A 16380-nucleotide genomic window follows, 5' to 3' on the forward strand; every position below is an offset into this window, starting at 1 on the left:
TCAGACAGCGGAGACGTCGGCCAGCAAGGCTAGAAGCGGGATGAGCACTGCTGCGAATCCGACGACGGCTAGGGCGGTGAGTCGCCGGGAGCCGACCAACTTATAGAGCAGGTACGGCCCGCCGATCCAGTACAGCTGGGCCGTGATCAGACCGGGGAAGTAAGCGCCGAGCATGATGCTCCACCAGGTATGGGCAATCGCGTTTCCGATCGCGCCGTAGACGATGAAGAACATCGCGGGTACCACAACGAAGCGCAACCGCGTCATCAACGCGACCACGCAGGCGACGGTCATCACCGCGTAGGAGCCCATGTTGACCGAAACGAACGCGTCATTCGAGTAGGGCGTCCCGCCGTAGAGCTCGGCGAAGTCGCTGCGGAAGTTCGTGGCGAACTCCTCGGCGAAATGAACGAATTGCACTGCAAGGACACAACAGAACGCAGGAAGGAATCGGTTGACCGTGGGCAGCTGCAGTCGCCGTCCGAAGCACCAAAGAAAGAGCAACCAGGTGGCGATGACGCCGGGAACGAAGGTGACTTTCAAGCTTGTTCCGTGACTGACCAACCAGAAACTGACGGCCATGGTGAACGCGATGAGCGTGCCCAAGACGGCGTCGCGCTTGGTCAGGGTGCGGTTACCGACCGCGGCGGCTTCAGGGTGGTCGATCCGGGCGACGGGTGGATGCGGTTGCAGTGGCATCAATGCCTCCTCCGAAGGAGTAACTCATTAGTGTACTGATTAGTACACCATCTGGTACGGTGCTGTCATGCCCCCTTCCACCGCCCGGCCGACCCGAGCGCAGCGTCTTGAACTGATCGAAGAGGCCGCCACCCGATTGTTCGCCGAGAAAGGCTTTGCGGCGACGACGGTCGACGACATCGCGCAGACCACCGGACTGACCAAGCCCATGCTCTACCGGCACTTCGAGTCCAAGCAGGAGCTCGGCGTCTCATTGATGACCCGCGCCCGCGCGGAACTGATCGAGGCGCCGCTGGCCCGATTCCAGCCGGGGATGGCCGAGCCGCAGTCGCAGGTGCCGGCAATGGTGGATGCCTGGCTCGAGCATGTTGAGCGGCACCCGCACTCGGCACGCCTGCTGTTCACCCCCATCACCGGCGATCCGGCGGTCGAGCGGGTGCAAAGCGAGCTGTTCGCGCGTCAAACGGCTACCCAAGCCGCTCTGTTGCGCGAGTTCGCTCCCGAGCTCGACGACGTCGAAATCGACGCACTCGCAACGATGATGCGAGCCAGTCTGTGCGCCATCGCGCTGTGGTGGCTGGACCGGCCGGAAATCCCCCGCGCCGTCCCGGCGCGAGCGCTGTTGCGGTCATTTCAGGGCATTTACACCGCACTTGGCGAATCAGACACGGACCCGAAGGAGAGCTGAGATGACCCGCAACGGCGAACGCGACAAGGTGCACTTCGTCAGCGACGGCACCAAGTGCGCCGCCTGGCTGTATCGCGGAACGAACGGCGCGTGCGTCGTGATGTCCGGTGGCCTGGCGGTGACCAAAGAACCCGCCACGGATCGTTTCGCCCGCCGCCTTCACGATGCCGGATATACGGTCCTCGCCTTCGATCACCGACGCTTCGGCGAGAGCGGTGGCCGGCCGCGGCAGATCACGCGCTATGGTGAGCAACTCGCCGACTGGCACGCCGCAATCGACTTCGCGCGCAGCGTGTCCGGAGTCGACCCGCACAAGGTCGCGATCTGGGGATATTCACTGTCCGGCGGGCACGCCTTCCGCTTGGCGGCACACAACCCGACGCTCGGTGCGGCCATCGCCCACTCACCACTGGTCGACGGACTCGCCGTGGTGCCCAACGCGATGCGCCACCAGACGCAGAGCGCCTCGCTACGCTTCGCGGCTCTGGCATTGGTCGACGCCGTGGGTTTGCGCCTCGGGCGCAAGCCGAAACTGGTGCCGCTCGCCGGTCCGCCGGGGGCGCTGACGTCACTGACCACACCCGACGCGCAGAACGGTGCCGGCGCGCTCAATCCCGGCAATGCGTACCCGCAGTGGCAACAGGAGGTGGCGGCGAGTTCGGCCATGCGCGCCGCGTTCTACCGGCCGGGCCGGCACGCGTCACGCATCACAATCCCCTTCCTCGTTATCGCCTACGACGACGACGGCGTGGCGCCCCCGGGGCCCACCGTCCGCGCGGCGTCGCGGGTTCCTCGCGGTGAAGTCGTGCGCCTTCCCGGCGGCCACTACGCGGCCTACCTGGACGCTCACGAGCAGACGGTCGACGCTTTGCTGGCGTTCCTCGGCAAGCATCTGCTCGACGTCTCGCACGCCGCATCCTCCGCGTCGGGGCCGTGATCGATCACCTCGGGTGATCAGGAGTCGGCGCCACCGGTGAGTCCGGGATGGACACCCGGTACCAGCCCCGCGGCGGTGGCGACCCGTTGCAGCAGCACACGCAACGTGTCCCGTTCAGCGCTCGACAGGGGCGCTGCGACCGACTCCTCGAGTGCAGAACCGACTGCGTCGAGCTCAGGAAGCAGGGCGCGGGCTCGATCGGTGAGCGTTATCGCGAATGCCCGACGGTCCTCGGGATGGGCCATCCGCTTGACTAGCCCGTCGGCTTCCAACGCGTCGACCAAGGTCACCATCGTGTTGCGGTGGATGCCCAACCGAGCAGATAGCGCGCGCTGTGACTGACCGTCCTCGGCCGCCAGCGCCATCAGCACCGCGTAGGCGCGGGGCTGCACCCCCACGCTGTTGACCATGCGTTGGAACTCATCGGCATAGTGCGCCCCGAGCTGAGACAGCAGAAACGGGATGCGCTCGTCGAGGGTGGCGATTCCGGTCGGCTCTTCCACCATAAGCGCAGACTAGCACTCGAGCTGATAATCACTTAGAGTGATAATCACCGTATAGTGACTTTTAAGGAGATGCGATGCAGCTAGCGATATTCGGGGCGAACGGTCAGACCGGCCGATTGGCGACTTCGCTCGCCCTCGAGGCCGGGCACCAGGTGACGGCGGTGACCCGCCGGCCGAGCGAGTTCCCACTCGCCGATCCCCGCCTGCTCGTCGCCGAGGCCGACGTGCGAGACGCGGCCGCGGTTGCCCCGCTGGTCGCCGAGGTCGATGCGGTGATATCTGCCCTCGGTGTCACCTTCACCCGCGAACTGGTCGACACGTATTCGCTGGGGACGGCCAACATTGTGGCCGGTATGCGCGCAGCGCGGACCCGGCGATTGATCGTGGTCAGCTCGACCGCGGCGTACCCAACGCGACGTACCCACGCACCACTCATGCTCCGGTTGGTGGAGCCGGTCATCACCAAGACGATCGGCAAGACCGTCTATGACGACATCCGGCGAATGGAAACCGTGGTGCGGGACAGCGGCTTGGCTTGGACCGTCGTGCGACCGTCGGGGTTGTTCGACCTGCCCGCGCCCACCGCCTATGTCAGCGGAGAGGTCGATCCGGTCGGCGCGTTCACCGCGCGCATCGACCTCGCCGACTACCTGGTGTCGCTGGCCGCCGACTCGACAATGGCCCGCCGAACCGTCATCGTCTCGACCACCTCGTCCACCCCTAGCTTCTGGCAGATGATCCGTCGCGAAGCCGGCTCTGGCGGTGGTGCCAAAGCGACGACTGCCGCCACCTCGTGATTCGATTTCCGGCTGCCGACCAAGGAGACACGAGATGACGTCGTCACCTACGCTCGCTCCCGTTTCATTGGCTTCCGGCCTACTGCGGAACACGTCCAACTTTGCGGCGGTGCTCTTCACCGGGCTGTTCGCCGGATTCGTCGTCACCGTCCTGGTTTTCGAGGCCAGCCTGCGCGGCTTCGGAGCCGAGGTCTACGCCCAGGTGCGGCTCATCGAACTGCAGCACCTTGACGACTTGGCCACCGGGTTGTTGTTGCCGGGGATCCTCGCCGCCGCAACAGTGACGGGCATGAACCTACGACAACGCGGTAGCCGCCGCTGGCTCGCGGGGGCAGCCCTGCTCTTGTTGGTGGCGACTTTGCTGATCAGCGTCACGATCAGTGTGCCGATCAACACGGTCCAGCACAGCTGGTCGACACTGACCCCACCCGCCGACTGGGCGGCCGTCCGGGACCGCTGGCAACTCGCTCACGCCGTGCGGACCACCGCAGCGGTTACCGCGTTCGCGCTGCTCGCTACCCGATCAACACCGCGAACCGCGGCTTGATCACGTCGTCGATAATCTCCAAGCGTTCGTCGAACGGGATGAACGCCGACTTCATCGCGTTGATGGTGAAGCGTTCCAGGTCACTCCAGCCGTAGCCGAAAGCCTCTGCCAGGCGGTGCATTTCGAGGCTCATCGTGGTATCGCTCATCAGCCGGTTGTCGGTGTTGACGGTGACCCGGAAACGCGCCCGGGCCAGCAGGTCGAACGGGTGCTCGGCGATGCTCTTCGCGGCGCCGGTCTGCACGTTCGAGCTCGGGCACAGCTCCAGCGGAATTCGCTTGTCCCGCAAGATCGATGCCAACCTGCCCAATCGGACACCGCCGTCGGGTCCCACCTCGATGTCGTCGGCGATGCGCACGCCGTGACCCAACCGGTCGGCTCCGCAGAACGCGATCGCTTCGTGGATGGACGGCAGACCGAACGCCTCACCGGCGTGAATGGTGAAGCGCGCGTTGTTGTCTCGCATGTATTCGAATGCGTCCAGATGACGGGTCGGCGGGTAGCCGGCCTCCGCGCCGGCGATGTCGAACCCTACGACGCCCTTGTCCCGGAACCGGATTGCCAGCTCGGCGATCTCGCGGGACATGGCGGCGTGCCGCATGGCGGTGACCAGACACCGCACCTTGATGGGGCGGCCGTCGGCGGCGCACGCCTTTTCTCCGGCGGCGAAACCCTCCAGCACGGCGTCGACCACTTCGTCGAAAGACAGTCCGCGGTTGATGTGCAACTCGGGTGCGAAGCGGACTTCGGCATACACCACCGAGTCGGCGGCCAGATCTTCTACCGCCTCAAAAGCGACGCGGTACAACGCATCCGGGGTTTGCATCACCGCCACGGTGTGCGAGAACGGCTCCAGGTATCGCTCCAGCGATCCGCTGTGCGACCGGGTGCGAAACCAATTCGCCAGGGACTCGACGTCGGTGGCCGGCAGCTCGTCATAGCCGACCTGACCGGCGATGTCGAGCACCGTGGCCGGGCGCAAGCCACCGTCGAGGTGGTCGTGCAGCAGGGCTTTGGGAGCTTGCCTGAGCGTCTCGGCAGTCAAAGGTGTGGTCACGAGAGGATCCGATCGATGAGCAACGGGCGCAACTTCGGTGGTGTGTCGGCGACACTCCAGGCGCCCTGTAGCTCGGCCATCGCGACCGTGAAGCGCTCCGGGGTGTCGGTGAAGAGGGTGAACAGTGGCTCGCCGGCGATCACCGGGTCACCGGGTCGGCGGTGGATGCGGACACCGGCACCGGCCTGGATTCGGTCGCCCGGCCGGGACCTGCCCGCGCCGAGCCGCCATGCCGTCAGCCCCACTGCCATCGCGTCGATATCGCCCATTGTGCCGCTCCGGTCCGCGGTCACGGTCTCGGTATGTGCACCGAATCGCAACGGAACCGACAAGTCCCCGCCCTGGGCGGTGACCAGGCGGCGGAAGCGGTCCATGGCGGTGCCGTCCTGCAGCGTCTGCCCGGGATCGCGGTCGTCCACCCCGGCCAGCTCGAGCATCTCCTCGGCCAACCGCACCGTCAGCTCCACCACGTCGGGCGGTCCGCCACCGGCCAGCACCTCCAGCGACTCGGCCACCTCGAGCGCGTTGCCGATGGCCGCGCCCAGCGGGTAGGCCATGTCGGTCAGCAGCGCCCGGGTGGGCATCCCGTGCACCTCTCCCAGCTCGACCATGGTGTGCGCCAGGTCGCGGCATTGCGCCTCGGAGTTCATCAGCGCCCCAGACCCGACCTTGACGTCCAGCACCAAAGACTGCGCCCCCTCGGCGAGCTTCTTGCTCATGATCGAGCTGGCGATCAGCGGCAGCGACTCGACCGTCGCGGTGATGTCGCGCAGGGCGTAGAGCTTCTTGTCGGCCGGTGCCAATTGGCCGGCGGCGAAGATCGCGGCGCCGACGTCACGGAGTTGCTCGCGTACCCGGCCTATGGGCAGGTCCGTCCGGCAGCCGGCAATGGAGTCCAGCTTGTCCAGCGTGCCACCGGTATGACCGAGCCCGCGCCCGGACGCCTTGGGCACCGCCGCACCGCAGGCGGCGACGATCGGAACCAGAACCAGCGTGGTCTTGTCGCCGACCCCGCCGGTGGAGTGCTTGCCCACGGTGGGCAGGGGCAGGTCGCTGAAGTCCAGTACCTCTCCCGATGCCAGCATGGCCGCCGTCCACCGGGCCAGCTCGCCGCCGTCCATGCCGCGGAAGAAGACCGCCATCAGCAGCGCCGCGATCTGTTCGTCGGCGATGCGGCCGTCGGTGTAGGCCTCTATCACCCAATCGATGGCGGCGTCGGACAGCCGGCCGCCATCGCGCTTGGTGCGGATGACCGTCGGCGCGTCAAAAGTGAACTGGTTCACGGCCGTTCCCGCAAATGACCGGCATCGAAGGCGTCCGGCAACAGGTCCCCGAGCCGGCGCGGGCCGGCCGGATGAGCGATGAGCAGCTCGGCCCCGCCATGTTCGAACAACACCTGGCGACACCGTCCGCAAGGCATCAGCAGCGCACCGCTGCCATCGACGCACACCAGGGCGACCAAACGTCCGCCGCCGGTCGCATGCAGGGCCGACACCACCCCGCATTCGGCGCAGAGACCAAGGCCATATGAGACATTCTCCACATTGCACCCGGTGACCACGCGACCGTCGTCGACCAGCGCCGCCGCCCCCACCGGAAACCGCGAATACGGCGCATATGCCCCGGCCGATGCGCCGATTGCGTTGTCGCGCAGCGTGTTCCATTCAATATCCGGCAATCGGAGAACCTTTCGTGCACCCACGAATTGACTCGGTTAAAGCCACCCTAATCGGGAACAACACCGTAGTTTGGCTGGTTTGACCGGTACCATCCGGCAACCTGGCCAAGATAAGCTCGGACACCAGCTAGAGCAGCTGATTAGCGGTTTTGTGATGAGGTGAAACGTAATGAGTTCGCAGGCGACAACCGCGGATCCGGCGACCTTCAACCGATCGCCGACAGCCCGCAAGCGGCGGCCACCGCGGACCCTGTACCGGGGCGACCCGGGCATGTGGGCCTGGGTGCTGCATCGCATCAGCGGCGCGACGATCTTCTTCTTCCTCTTCGCCCACGTCCTGGGGCAGGCGATGCTGCGAGTGGGTCCGCAGGCTTACAACGCGGTGATTCGCGACTATCAGACGCCGGTGGTCGGTCTGATGGAAGTCGGCCTGGTGGCCGCGGTGTTGTTCCACGCGCTCAACGGCATCCGGATCATCCTCATCGACTTCTGGTCGGAGGGGACCCGGTATCAGCGACTGATGCTGTGGATCGTCGGCATCGTGTTCCTGCTCTTCCTGGTGCCCTCCGGCGTGGTTCTGGGCATTCACCTGGTGGAGCACCTCTGATGAGCTCACCGGACCTGCAACTCGGCCGCGGCCAAACCGCTCCGGTGCGCCAGCGCAGCCACGACCGTCCGGCCAGCCTGGACAATCCGCGCTCGCCGCGGCGTCGCGCCGGCATCCCGAACTTCGAGAAGTTCGCGTGGCTGTTCATGCGCTTCTCCGGGGTCGCGTTGGTCTTTCTGGCCGTCGGGCACCTGTTCATCACGCTGATGTGGGACCGCGGCGTCTACCGCATCGACTTCAATTTCGTGGCCCAGCGCTGGGCCTCGCCGTTCTGGCAGTTCTGGGACCTGGCGCTGTTGTGGCTGGCGCAATTGCACGGCGGTAACGGCCTGCGCGTGATCATCGACGACTACAGCCGAAAAGACGTCACCCGCTTCTGGCTCAACAGCATCTTGCTGCTGTCCATGGGCTTCACCGTGGTGTTGGGCACCTACGTGATCGTGACCTTCAACCCGAACATCTCCTGAGAGTCCGGAAAGGCGAGATGTGATCCAGCAACATCGATACGACGTGGTGATCGTCGGTGCCGGCGGCGCCGGCATGCGCGCCGCGGTCGAGGCCGGTCCGCGCGTGCGCACCGCCGTGCTGACCAAGCTCTATCCCACCCGCAGCCACACCGGCGCCGCCCAGGGCGGCATGTGCGCCGCGCTGGCCAACGTCGAGGACGACAACTGGGAATGGCACACCTTCGACACCGTCAAGGGCGGCGACTACCTCGCCGACCAGGACGCCGTGGAGATCATGTGCAAGGAAGCGATCGACGCGGTGCTCGACCTCGAGAAGATGGGGATGCCGTTCAACCGCACCCCCGAGGGCCGCATCGACCAGCGCCGCTTCGGCGGGCACACCCGCGACCACGGCAAGGCTCCGGTTCGCCGCGCCTGCTACGCCGCGGACCGGACCGGTCACATGATCTTGCAGACCCTGTATCAAAACTGCGTCAAACACGACGTGCAGTTCTTCAACGAGTTCTACGCGCTGGACCTGGTACTGACCGAAACGCCGACCGGTCCGGTGGCCACCGGCGTGGTGGCCTACGAACTGGCCACCGGTGAGATTCACGTCTTCCACGCCAAGGCTGTGGTGATCGCCACCGGCGGCTCGGGCCGGATGTACAAAACGACCTCCAACGCGCACACGCTGACCGGAGACGGCATCGGCATCGTGTTCCGCAAGGGACTTCCGTTGGAGGACATGGAGTTTCACCAGTTCCACCCGACCGGCCTGGCCGGTCTGGGCATCTTGATCTCCGAAGCGGTGCGCGGTGAGGGCGGTCGGCTGCTCAACGGCGAGGGCGAGCGATTCATGGAGCGCTACGCGCCCACGATCGTCGACCTGGCCCCCCGCGACATCGTCGCGCGCTCCATGGTGCTGGAGGTTTTAGAGGGCCGCGGCGCCGGCCCGCACAAGGACTACGTCTACATCGACGTCCGCCACTTGGGCGAAGACGTGCTGGAAGCCAAGCTTCCCGACATCACCGAGTTCGCCCGCACCTACCTCGGGGTGGACCCGGTGCACGAACTTGTGCCCGTCTACCCGACGTGTCACTACGTGATGGGCGGCATCCCGACCACCGTCAGCGGGCAGGTGCTGCGCGACAACACCAACCCGGTCCCCGGACTCTATGCGGCCGGTGAATGTGCCTGCGTCTCGGTGCACGGCGCCAACCGGCTGGGCACCAACTCGCTGTTGGACATCAACGTGTTCGGCCGCCGCGCCGGCATCGCCGCGGCCGGCTACGCCGAAAGCCACGACTTCGCCGACATGCCGCCGGACCCGGCGCAGATGGTGGTGGGCTGGGTCCGCGACATCCTGTCCGAGCACGGCAACGAACGGGTCGCCGACATCCGCAACGCGCTGCAGCAGTCGATGGACAACAACGCCGCGGTGTTTCGCACCGAGGAGACATTGAAGCAGGCGCTGACCGACATTCACGCGCTCAAGGAGCGGTATTCCCGAATCACGGTGCACGACAAGGGAAAACGCTTCAACAGCGACCTGCTCGAAGCCATCGAGCTCGGTTTTCTCTTGGAGCTGGCCGAGGTGACCGTGGTGGGAGCGTTGAACCGCAAGGAATCTCGCGGCGGGCATGCTCGCGAGGACTACCCGAACCGCGACGACGTCAACTACATGCGCCACACCATGGCCTACAAGCAAGGCACCGACCTGCTCAGCGACATCGCGCTGGACTTCAAGCCGGTGGTGCAAACCCGTTATGAACCCAAGGAACGGAAGTACTGATGACCGCAGGCGATGCGATCGCGCCGGACGCCGAAGCGCCCTTGCCGCCCATCCCGGAGGGCGCGGTGATGGTCACGGTGAAGATCGCCCGGTTCAATCCCGAACAGCCCGAAGCGTTTTCGGACACCGGCGGCTGGCAAAGCTTCCGGGTGCCCTGCCTGCCCAGCGACCGGCTGCTCAATCTGCTGATCTACATCAAGAGTTACCTGGACGGAACGCTGACCTTCCGCCGCTCTTGCGCGCACGGCGTGTGCGGGTCGGATGCGATGCGGATCAACGGCATGAACCGGTTGGCCTGCAAGGTGCTGATGCGCGATTTGCTGCCGAAGAAACCGGGCAAGTCGCTGACACTGACCGTCGAACCGATCCGCGGCCTGCCGGTGGAGAAAGACCTCGTCGTCGACATGGAGCCGTTCTTCGACGCCTACCGCGCGGTCAAGCCGTATCTGATCACCACCGGCAATCCGCCCACCCGCGAGCGGATTCAGAGCCAGACCGACCGGGCCCGCTACGACGACACCACTAAGTGCATCCTGTGTGCCTGCTGCACCACGAGCTGCCCGGTGTTCTGGAGTGAAGGGTCCTACTTCGGCCCCGCCGCGATCGTCAACGCGCACCGCTTCATCTTCGACAGCCGTGACGAGGCCGCCGCCGAGCGCCTGGAGATCCTCAATGAGGTCGACGGGGTGTGGCGGTGCCGGACCACGTTCAACTGCACCGAGACCTGCCCGCGCGGCATCCAGGTGACCAAGGCGATCCAGGAAGTCAAGCGCGCGTTGATGTTCACCCGCTGAGCGGGTGTGCCCACCTCGCAGCGACAACTGCCGCCGTGTTTAGCTGCATGACATGCAACGCACACCCGAGCTGGCCCGGCAGTTCTACGACCGCTTCGAGCCGATCCATGCCGTCACCTACTTCGCCCCGGAAGCCCGCGCCGCCCTGGACAATCTGGGCTATCGCGGCTTCTGGATGGGCTACTTCGCCGCCCGGTCCGCGCCGCTGGGCCAGGTCTCGCCCGAGGTCGTGACCGCCATCTTCTACAACTTCTCCCCCGCTCGCGTCGCCAAAGCGTTGCCCGCAGCTTGGGAGGTCGCGGGCCCAGAACGCGCGCTCGCCGCCCGGCAAGACTCGGCGGTGGCGGCGCTGCGCCGCTGTGGTCTCAGCGACGACGAAACCGTCCATCGCGCAGGGCAACTCGCGATGCGCGCCGCGCAGCGCACCTCTGTGGCCGCCCGGCCCTTGTTCGCCGCCAACCTCGCCCTGCCCGTGCCGTCGGAGCCGGTGGCCACGCTGTGGCATGCGACCACGCTGCTGCGGGAGCATCGCGGTGACGCTCACACGGCCGTGTTGTCGGCCGCCGATGTGTCCGGAAGGGAATCGAATGTGTTCCACGCCGCATCAGGAGCGGTGCCGGCGGACTACATGAAGCAGACCCGCCACTACGACGACGCCGAGTGGCGCGCCTGCGAGCAGAGGCTGGCCGAACGCGGCCTGCTCGACGGCGACGGTTCACTGACGGCGGCCGGGCGCGAACTGAAGGACCACATCGAGAGCGGCACCGACTTGCTGGCCCTGCACGCCTTCGACGGTCTGGACGACGACGAACTGGACGAGCTGATGCAGGCGCTGACCGGCACCGCACGCACCGTGCTCGGTGCCGGCGACCTACCCGCCGTCACACCGATGACCATCCGCCGCGACTTCTAGACCGCCGGCGGTGTAGGCGGCGATCAGGTGGTCGACCACACCGTGCCACGCCGGGCCGTCCACACACAGATGGCTGGCGGTGAGCACCAGCCGATCCGGTGCACCGGGCAACAGCGTCGCCGCGAACAGCCGGCCGGTGCGCATGTCATAGCCGGCACGCTGCCGCGCGATGGCCTCGGGCACGGTGACGCCGGGCGGTTCCACCGCCCACGTCCAGCCGCCGCCGGGGCGTGACATCCACCGGTCGCAGGTGGGTTCGAAAACCGCGCCGAGTGCGGGATGCGCGGCGAAGACCGCGTCGATCGCGGTGCGGACGCCGCCCTGGTCCAGTCGCGGATCAGCGACGAGCACCTCGGTGTGCGTCCACTTCTCGATGTCTTGCGGGCGGGGGAACTCGGTAAACAGCGAATAGGTCGATAGTTGGCACATCACGACCCCGACCCTGGCCGGAGAACCTGCCGGAATTCTTGGAAAATCCTTGGCGACCCGCTGTCACACTCCGGTGCGCTGCCCCGTCTGACGGGTATGACACAGAAAACACGCATTGAGCCCCTGCCCCCCAAGCGCGCCGGCCTGCTGGTCCGCACCATGTACCGCGTCGCCAAGCGACGTTTCGGCGAGGTACCCGAACCCTTCACCGTCGCCGCCAATCACTCCCGCCTGCTGGTCGCCAACGCCGTGCACGAAACCCTGCTGGAGCGGGCGTCGCGCACCCTGCCGGTCAGCGTGCGCGAACTGGCCGTGTTCTGGACCGCCCGCACCATCGGCTGCTCGTGGTGCGTGGACTTCGGTGCGATGCTGCAACGCTTGGACGGCCTGGACATGGACCGCCTGCGCGACATCGACAACTACGCAACCTCGCCGGCCTTCTCCGACGACGAACGGGCGGCCATCGCCTACGCCGATGCGATGACCACCGACCCGCACACGGTGACCGACGAGCAGGTGGCTGACCTGCGGGCGCGCTTCGGCGACGCCGGGGTGATCGAGTTGACCTACCAGATCGGTGTGGAGAACATGCGGGCCCGGATGTACTCGGCGCTGGGTATCACCGAGCAGGGCTTCAACTCCGGGGACGCCTGCCGGGTGCCGTGGGCCGATCAGGCCGAGGCCACGTCGTAGATCAGCGGGAATCGCGACCGTCGGCGGCTTCATCTCGGTAGCATCCGGTAACTGTCCCGAGGTTGTCGGAGCAGCCGGGGTTGGGAGCCGCCGATGTCGTCGTACCTGATCGCAGCACCCAACGCGCTCACCATGGCGTCAGGTGACCTCACCGCGATCCGGGAAGCAATCACCGATGCCGCCGCCGCCGCGGTGCATCCGACGACGGGGATTGTCGCGGCGGCTGCCGACGAGGTGTCGACGGCAATCGCGAAGCTCTTCGGCGGCTACGCCGAGGAGTTCCAGACGCTGACCGCCCAGACTGCGCGATTGCACGCGGAGTTCGTGCGGGCTTTAGACGCGGCCGCGCAAGCCTATGCGGCCGCCGAAGCCGCGAACGCGCAGACAGTGGGGCAGCAGGTCGCGCGCCTGGGGTTGTTGCCGCCCGTTGGTCTGTCGTTCGGCGGCCCCGGTCTAGCAACGCTGGGCGCGGTGCTCAACTCGGTCACCAACGCGGTGGGCCTTGGTGGAGTCATTAACTTCCCCGCCACGGTGGCGCTGTCGGCCCCGGCCACCAATGGCGTGACCGGGGTCAGGATCGGGTTCTCGTTTCTGCAGATCCCGATCGGCCCAACCTCGTTGTTGGGCTTACCGATTCCTCAGTTCAGCTACCCCGCTCCCGCCTTCTGGTACTTCCCGACGCAGGCCAGCGGGACCGTGAACGCCACCGGCACCGTCTATCTGCAGCACGGCTTCGGCGCATTCGGTTTGCTCTACCAGCCGTTGGCTTTGCAACTGGCGCAGCAGACCAACAGCGTGGTCGTCACTCCCACCATCCCGTCGATACCGTTGCCATTGGGCCTGTGGTTGAACAGCCCCGAGATGCAGCAGGGCGTGGCGTCGCTGTTCCTGGGCCCTCAGACCAACTTGAACATCAGCGCGAACCATGCCGGTTTCCAGGGCACGCTGCCGCAGGATTTCGTACTGTCCGGGCACTCGGCCGGCGGTGGCCTCGCCACGATCGCCGCCGGCAATTACCTCGCGGCGCTCGGTGCGGCCACCAACCACCTGCAGGGTGTGGTGATGTTTGACGGGGTGGCCGGCAATTCCGCGGCCTTCGCCGGCGCGATCGCCCATTTACAGACGGCGAATGTCCCCGTCTATACGGTGGCCGCGTCGCCCCAGCCTTGGAATGCCTTCGGCGCCACCACGAATCAACTGGTCAGCTTGTACCCGCATGCGTTCGTCGGGGCTGAGATCGTCGGCGGGTCGCACGTCGACTCGATGCTGGGACTGAACCCCGTCACCGATCTCATCCTGCAGCTGGTCACCGGGTTCTCCCCACCCGGCGCCACCTCGGCGGTGTACACGCTGTCCGCCGGCTGGATCAATGACCTGCGAGCCGGGTATGGCCCGACCAGCCCGTTCCACTACGGCATCTACGGGCCCACCGGCGACTACGTGCCTCCTGGCGGTCAGCTGATCTTCCTGGGCCCGACGGCCGCGATCATTCTGCCGGCCTGACTCGCAGCGGTGACCCGGTGAACTTGTCCGGGTTGGCGATGTCCCAGACGGCGACGACCTTTCCGTCGCGCACGGTCATGGCGGTGACGCGGGGCGCCATCTCCCGGTACCCGTCGGCGGCGGGGAAACCCGTCGTGTACGCACCCAGCTCCCCGTTCACCAGCGCCAGGTGGTTGGCGGTGTAGAACGCATCGCCGTAGCGCCGCGCCAGACCCATCATGAAGCGGACCACCTTGTCGGCTCCGTGAATAACCTGAACGGCAGTGGGCGCCTTGCCATTCGAGTCACCGGTGAAGGTCACGTCGGGATGCAGCAAGGACACCACGGTGTCTAGATCACCGGCGGCCATGGCGGCCATCAGCTTGCCGACCACCTCGGCGTGCGCCGGATCCGGCTCGGGCGGCGGCGCGGCCGCCACCGCCTTGCGGGCTCTGGACGCCAGTTGCCGCGCGGACGCTTCGTTAATGCCCAGCACCTGCGCCACTTCGGGGAACGGCACCGAGAACCCGTCGTGCAGCACGAAGGCCACCCGCTGGTCGGGACTGAGCCGCTCGAGCACCACCATGGCGGCGAAGCGGGCATCCTCGCCGGCCACCACAGCGGACAACGGGTCGGAGGGATCGAAACCGGTGACGACCGGTTCGGGCAACCAATTGCCGGTGTACGTCTCGCGCCGACGCGCCGCCGACCGCAACTTGTCCAGGCCCAGCCGGCTGACCACCGTGGTCAACCAGGCGCGCAGGTCGTTGATCACGCCGTCCTGGGTGCTCCACCGCAGCCAGGCTTCCTGGACGATGTCCTCGGCGTCGGCCACGGTCCCGGTCAGCCGGTAGGCGACGGACATCAGATGAGGTCGCAGCGCCTCGAACTCTGAGACCTGTTGCGCGACGGCCATGCCGTGAGCCTATCCCGGCGAGCAAGAAGCCGGAGTATTCAGGCACCGCGCTACGCTGCGATTACGATGTCCAAAAATCTTTGGCTGCATTTCGCAACGCACGGCGACGGGATCACCCCGCCGGTCATCACCCGCGGCGACGGCGTGACCATCTTCGACGACAAGGGCAAAAGCTATCTCGACGCGCTGTCCGGGTTGTTCGTCGTCCAAGTCGGCTATGGCAGAAAAGAACTCGCCGAGGCCGCCGCCCGGCAGGCCGAGACGCTGGCGTTCTTCCCGCTGTGGGGCAACACCACCCCGCCGGCCATCGAACTGGCCGAACGGTTGGCGCACTACGCGCCCGCCGACCTGAATCGGGTGTTCTTCACCAACGGCGGCACCGAAGCCGTCGAAACCGCGTGGAAAGTGGCCAAGCAGTACTTCAAGCTGACCGGCAAACCCAACAAATACAAGGTGATCTCGCGCGCGATCGCCTACCACGGCACCACCCAAGGCGCGCTGGCCATCACCGGCCTGCCGGCTTACAAGGCGGCGTTCGAGCCGGTGGCGCCCGGCGGCTTCCGGGTGCCGAACACAAACTTCTACCGCGCGCCCGAACCCTACGAATCCGACGCCAAGGCGTTCGGGCAGTGGGCGGCCAATCGCATCGCCGAAGCCATCGAATTCGAAGGACCCGACACCGTCGCGGCGGTGTTCTTGGAGCCGGTGCAAAACGCCGGCGGCTCCATCCCGCCACCGCCCGGCTACTTCGAGCGCGTCCGGGAGATATGCGACGAGTACGACGTACTGCTGGTTTCCGACGAGGTCATCTGCGCGTTCGGCCGGATCGGCTCGATATTCGCCTGCGACGACTTCGGCTACGTGCCCGACATGATCACCTGCGCCAAAGGCATGACGTCGGGCTACTCACCGCTGGGCGCGATGATCGCCAGCGACCGCGTCTTCGAACCGTTCAACGACGGCAAAACAGCGTTCCGGCACGGCTACACCTTCGGCGGCCACCCGGTGTCGGCGGCCGTCGCGCTAGCCAACCTTCACATTTTCGAGCGCGAAAGCATCACCGACCACGTCAAACAGCACTCCCCCGCCTTGCGCGCCACCTTGGAAAAGCTCTACGACCTGCCGATCGTCGGCGATGTCCGTGGCGAGGGCTTCTTCTTCGGCGTGGAACTGGTAAAGGATCAGGCCACCAAGCAAACGTTCACCGACGACGAACGCGCGTCGCTGTTGGGCGAGGTATCGGCGAAGCTGTTCGACGCCGGACTGTATTGCCGTACCGACGACCGCGGTGATTCCGTCATCCAGCTGGCGCCGCCCTTGATCAGCGGCCAGAAGGAATTCGACGCCATCGAGTCCATCCTGCGCGGCGTGCTCGGCGACATCAAATACTGAGGAG

Annotated in this window: 18 protein-coding genes and 1 pseudogene; 12 read left to right on the top strand and 7 right to left on the bottom strand. The window is 66.3% G+C overall.

The window, feature by feature from the left end:
* Window positions 1-699: an HXXEE domain-containing protein gene (locus tag A9W95_RS05675; RefSeq protein ID WP_082982923.1), complete on the bottom strand. Its 699-nt coding sequence runs from the start codon at window positions 697-699 to the stop codon at window positions 1-3.
* A 67-nt stretch (window positions 700-766) separates the two neighbouring features.
* Between A9W95_RS05675 and A9W95_RS05680 the strand changes: the two genes are divergently transcribed.
* A complete protein-coding gene (locus A9W95_RS05680) occupies window positions 767-1387 on the top strand; it encodes a TetR/AcrR family transcriptional regulator (RefSeq protein ID WP_067409622.1) in 621 nt (206 codons plus the stop codon).
* A gap of 1 nt (window position 1388) precedes the next feature.
* Window positions 1389-2324 carry an alpha/beta hydrolase gene (locus A9W95_RS05685; protein WP_067409623.1) on the top strand — a complete coding sequence of 312 codons (936 nt, stop codon included), beginning with the start codon at window positions 1389-1391 and terminating at the stop codon, window positions 2322-2324.
* Window positions 2325-2341: 17 nt separating this feature from the next.
* Here the strand turns inward: A9W95_RS05685 and A9W95_RS05690 are convergent, their stop codons facing one another.
* Complete coding sequence (locus A9W95_RS05690; RefSeq protein WP_067409624.1) at window positions 2342-2830, bottom strand: MarR family winged helix-turn-helix transcriptional regulator; 489 nt, start codon at window positions 2828-2830, stop codon at window positions 2342-2344.
* A gap of 74 nt (window positions 2831-2904) precedes the next feature.
* On the opposite strand from A9W95_RS05690, the gene A9W95_RS05695 reads away from it, so the two are divergent.
* Window positions 2905-3627: an NAD(P)-dependent oxidoreductase gene (locus A9W95_RS05695; RefSeq protein WP_067409625.1), complete on the top strand. Its 723-nt coding sequence runs from the start codon at window positions 2905-2907 to the stop codon at window positions 3625-3627.
* 34 nt (window positions 3628-3661) lie between these two features.
* Window positions 3662-4174: an anthrone oxygenase family protein gene (locus A9W95_RS05700; RefSeq protein ID WP_067409626.1), complete on the top strand. Its 513-nt coding sequence runs from the start codon at window positions 3662-3664 to the stop codon at window positions 4172-4174.
* On the opposite strand, the gene A9W95_RS05705 is transcribed toward A9W95_RS05700, so the two are convergent.
* The 3 genes from A9W95_RS05705 to A9W95_RS05715 are packed head-to-tail and all read right to left on the bottom strand — an operon-like array spanning window position 4143 to window position 6909.
* Window positions 4143-5231, bottom strand: coding sequence for an adenosine deaminase (locus A9W95_RS05705; RefSeq protein ID WP_067409627.1), 1089 nt, complete (start codon window positions 5229-5231; stop codon window positions 4143-4145). The two genes, A9W95_RS05700 and A9W95_RS05705, sit on opposite strands and share 32 nt — an antisense overlap.
* Window positions 5228-6514: a thymidine phosphorylase gene (locus A9W95_RS05710; RefSeq protein WP_067409628.1), complete on the bottom strand. Its 1287-nt coding sequence runs from the start codon at window positions 6512-6514 to the stop codon at window positions 5228-5230. Before A9W95_RS05710 ends, A9W95_RS05705 begins: the two co-directional genes overlap by 4 nt.
* Complete coding sequence (locus A9W95_RS05715; RefSeq protein ID WP_067409651.1) at window positions 6511-6909, bottom strand: cytidine deaminase; 399 nt, start codon at window positions 6907-6909, stop codon at window positions 6511-6513. The genes A9W95_RS05710 and A9W95_RS05715 overlap by 4 nt, the downstream gene beginning before the upstream one ends.
* A 271-nt stretch (window positions 6910-7180) precedes the next feature.
* Here A9W95_RS05715 and sdhC point away from each other — a divergent pair, with 271 nt between their 5' ends.
* The 5 genes from sdhC to A9W95_RS05740 are packed head-to-tail and all read left to right on the top strand — an operon-like array spanning window position 7181 to window position 11464.
* Window positions 7181-7516, top strand: coding sequence for a succinate dehydrogenase, cytochrome b556 subunit (sdhC, locus tag A9W95_RS05720; protein WP_067409652.1), 336 nt, complete (start codon window positions 7181-7183; stop codon window positions 7514-7516).
* Window positions 7516-7983: a succinate dehydrogenase hydrophobic membrane anchor subunit gene (locus A9W95_RS05725; RefSeq protein WP_067409629.1), complete on the top strand. Its 468-nt coding sequence runs from the start codon at window positions 7516-7518 to the stop codon at window positions 7981-7983. Before sdhC ends, A9W95_RS05725 begins: the two co-directional genes overlap by 1 nt.
* A 19-nt stretch (window positions 7984-8002) precedes the next feature.
* Window positions 8003-9757, top strand: coding sequence for a succinate dehydrogenase flavoprotein subunit (sdhA, locus tag A9W95_RS05730; RefSeq protein WP_067409630.1), 1755 nt, complete (start codon window positions 8003-8005; stop codon window positions 9755-9757).
* Window positions 9757-10551, top strand: coding sequence for a succinate dehydrogenase iron-sulfur subunit (locus tag A9W95_RS05735; protein ID WP_067409631.1), 795 nt, complete (start codon window positions 9757-9759; stop codon window positions 10549-10551). Before sdhA ends, A9W95_RS05735 begins: the two co-directional genes overlap by 1 nt.
* Before the next feature lie 52 nt (window positions 10552-10603).
* Window positions 10604-11464, top strand: coding sequence for a hypothetical protein (locus A9W95_RS05740; RefSeq protein ID WP_067409632.1), 861 nt, complete (start codon window positions 10604-10606; stop codon window positions 11462-11464).
* Here A9W95_RS05740 and A9W95_RS05745 read toward each other — a convergent pair.
* Window positions 11423-11893 (bottom strand): hypothetical protein, encoded by a 471-nt coding sequence (locus A9W95_RS05745; protein WP_067409633.1) that lies wholly within the window; start codon window positions 11891-11893, stop codon window positions 11423-11425. The genes A9W95_RS05740 and A9W95_RS05745 overlap by 42 nt on opposite strands.
* A 63-nt stretch (window positions 11894-11956) precedes the next feature.
* Between A9W95_RS05745 and A9W95_RS05750 the strand changes: the two are divergent.
* Together A9W95_RS05750 and A9W95_RS05755 are read left to right on the top strand one after the other, a co-directional pair.
* Window positions 11957-12586: pseudogene (locus A9W95_RS05750) on the top strand (carboxymuconolactone decarboxylase family protein); the annotation flags it as partial.
* A 93-nt stretch (window positions 12587-12679) separates the two neighbouring features.
* A complete protein-coding gene (locus A9W95_RS05755; RefSeq protein WP_067409635.1) occupies window positions 12680-14089 on the top strand; it encodes a PE family protein in 1410 nt (469 codons plus the stop codon).
* Here the strand turns inward: A9W95_RS05755 and A9W95_RS05760 are convergent.
* On the bottom strand, window positions 14073-14984 hold the full coding sequence (locus A9W95_RS05760) for a sigma-70 family RNA polymerase sigma factor (protein ID WP_067409636.1): 912 nt from the start codon (window positions 14982-14984) through the stop codon (window positions 14073-14075). The genes A9W95_RS05755 and A9W95_RS05760 overlap by 17 nt on opposite strands.
* A 66-nt stretch (window positions 14985-15050) precedes the next feature.
* Between A9W95_RS05760 and A9W95_RS05765 the strand changes: the two genes are divergently transcribed.
* Window positions 15051-16376, top strand: a complete 1326-nt coding sequence (locus tag A9W95_RS05765) for an aspartate aminotransferase family protein (RefSeq protein ID WP_067409637.1) — start codon at window positions 15051-15053, stop codon at window positions 16374-16376.
* The last annotated feature ends 4 nt before the right edge of the window (window positions 16377-16380 follow it).

The organism is Mycobacterium sp. 1423905.2, from assembly GCF_001673155.1.
Lineage (GTDB): Bacteria > Actinomycetota > Actinomycetes > Mycobacteriales > Mycobacteriaceae > Mycobacterium.

Excerpts from the sequence above, each read along its gene's own strand:
- sdhC (WP_067409652.1), top strand. The coding sequence starts at position 7,181 with ATGTGGGCCTGGGTGCTGCATCGCATCAGCGGCGCGACGATCTTCTTC.
- A9W95_RS05725 (WP_067409629.1), top strand. The coding sequence starts at position 7,516 with ATGAGCTCACCGGACCTGCAACTCGGCCGCGGCCAAACCGCTCCGGTG.
- A9W95_RS05675 (WP_082982923.1), bottom strand. The coding sequence starts at position 699 with ATGCCACTGCAACCGCATCCACCCGTCGCCCGGATCGACCACCCTGAA.
- A9W95_RS05745 (WP_067409633.1), bottom strand. The coding sequence starts at position 11,893 with ATGTGCCAACTATCGACCTATTCGCTGTTTACCGAGTTCCCCCGCCCG.
- A9W95_RS05740 (WP_067409632.1), top strand. The coding sequence starts at position 10,604 with ATGCAACGCACACCCGAGCTGGCCCGGCAGTTCTACGACCGCTTCGAG.
- A9W95_RS05695 (WP_067409625.1), top strand. The coding sequence starts at position 2,905 with ATGCAGCTAGCGATATTCGGGGCGAACGGTCAGACCGGCCGATTGGCG.
- A9W95_RS05765 (WP_067409637.1), top strand. The coding sequence starts at position 15,051 with ATGTCCAAAAATCTTTGGCTGCATTTCGCAACGCACGGCGACGGGATC.
- A9W95_RS05760 (WP_067409636.1), bottom strand. The coding sequence starts at position 14,984 with ATGGCCGTCGCGCAACAGGTCTCAGAGTTCGAGGCGCTGCGACCTCAT.
- A9W95_RS05700 (WP_067409626.1), top strand. The coding sequence starts at position 3,662 with ATGACGTCGTCACCTACGCTCGCTCCCGTTTCATTGGCTTCCGGCCTA.
- A9W95_RS05755 (WP_067409635.1), top strand. The coding sequence starts at position 12,680 with ATGTCGTCGTACCTGATCGCAGCACCCAACGCGCTCACCATGGCGTCA.
- A9W95_RS05685 (WP_067409623.1), top strand. The coding sequence starts at position 1,389 with ATGACCCGCAACGGCGAACGCGACAAGGTGCACTTCGTCAGCGACGGC.
- A9W95_RS05735 (WP_067409631.1), top strand. The coding sequence starts at position 9,757 with ATGACCGCAGGCGATGCGATCGCGCCGGACGCCGAAGCGCCCTTGCCG.
- A9W95_RS05680 (WP_067409622.1), top strand. The coding sequence starts at position 767 with ATGCCCCCTTCCACCGCCCGGCCGACCCGAGCGCAGCGTCTTGAACTG.
- A9W95_RS05690 (WP_067409624.1), bottom strand. The coding sequence starts at position 2,830 with ATGGTGGAAGAGCCGACCGGAATCGCCACCCTCGACGAGCGCATCCCG.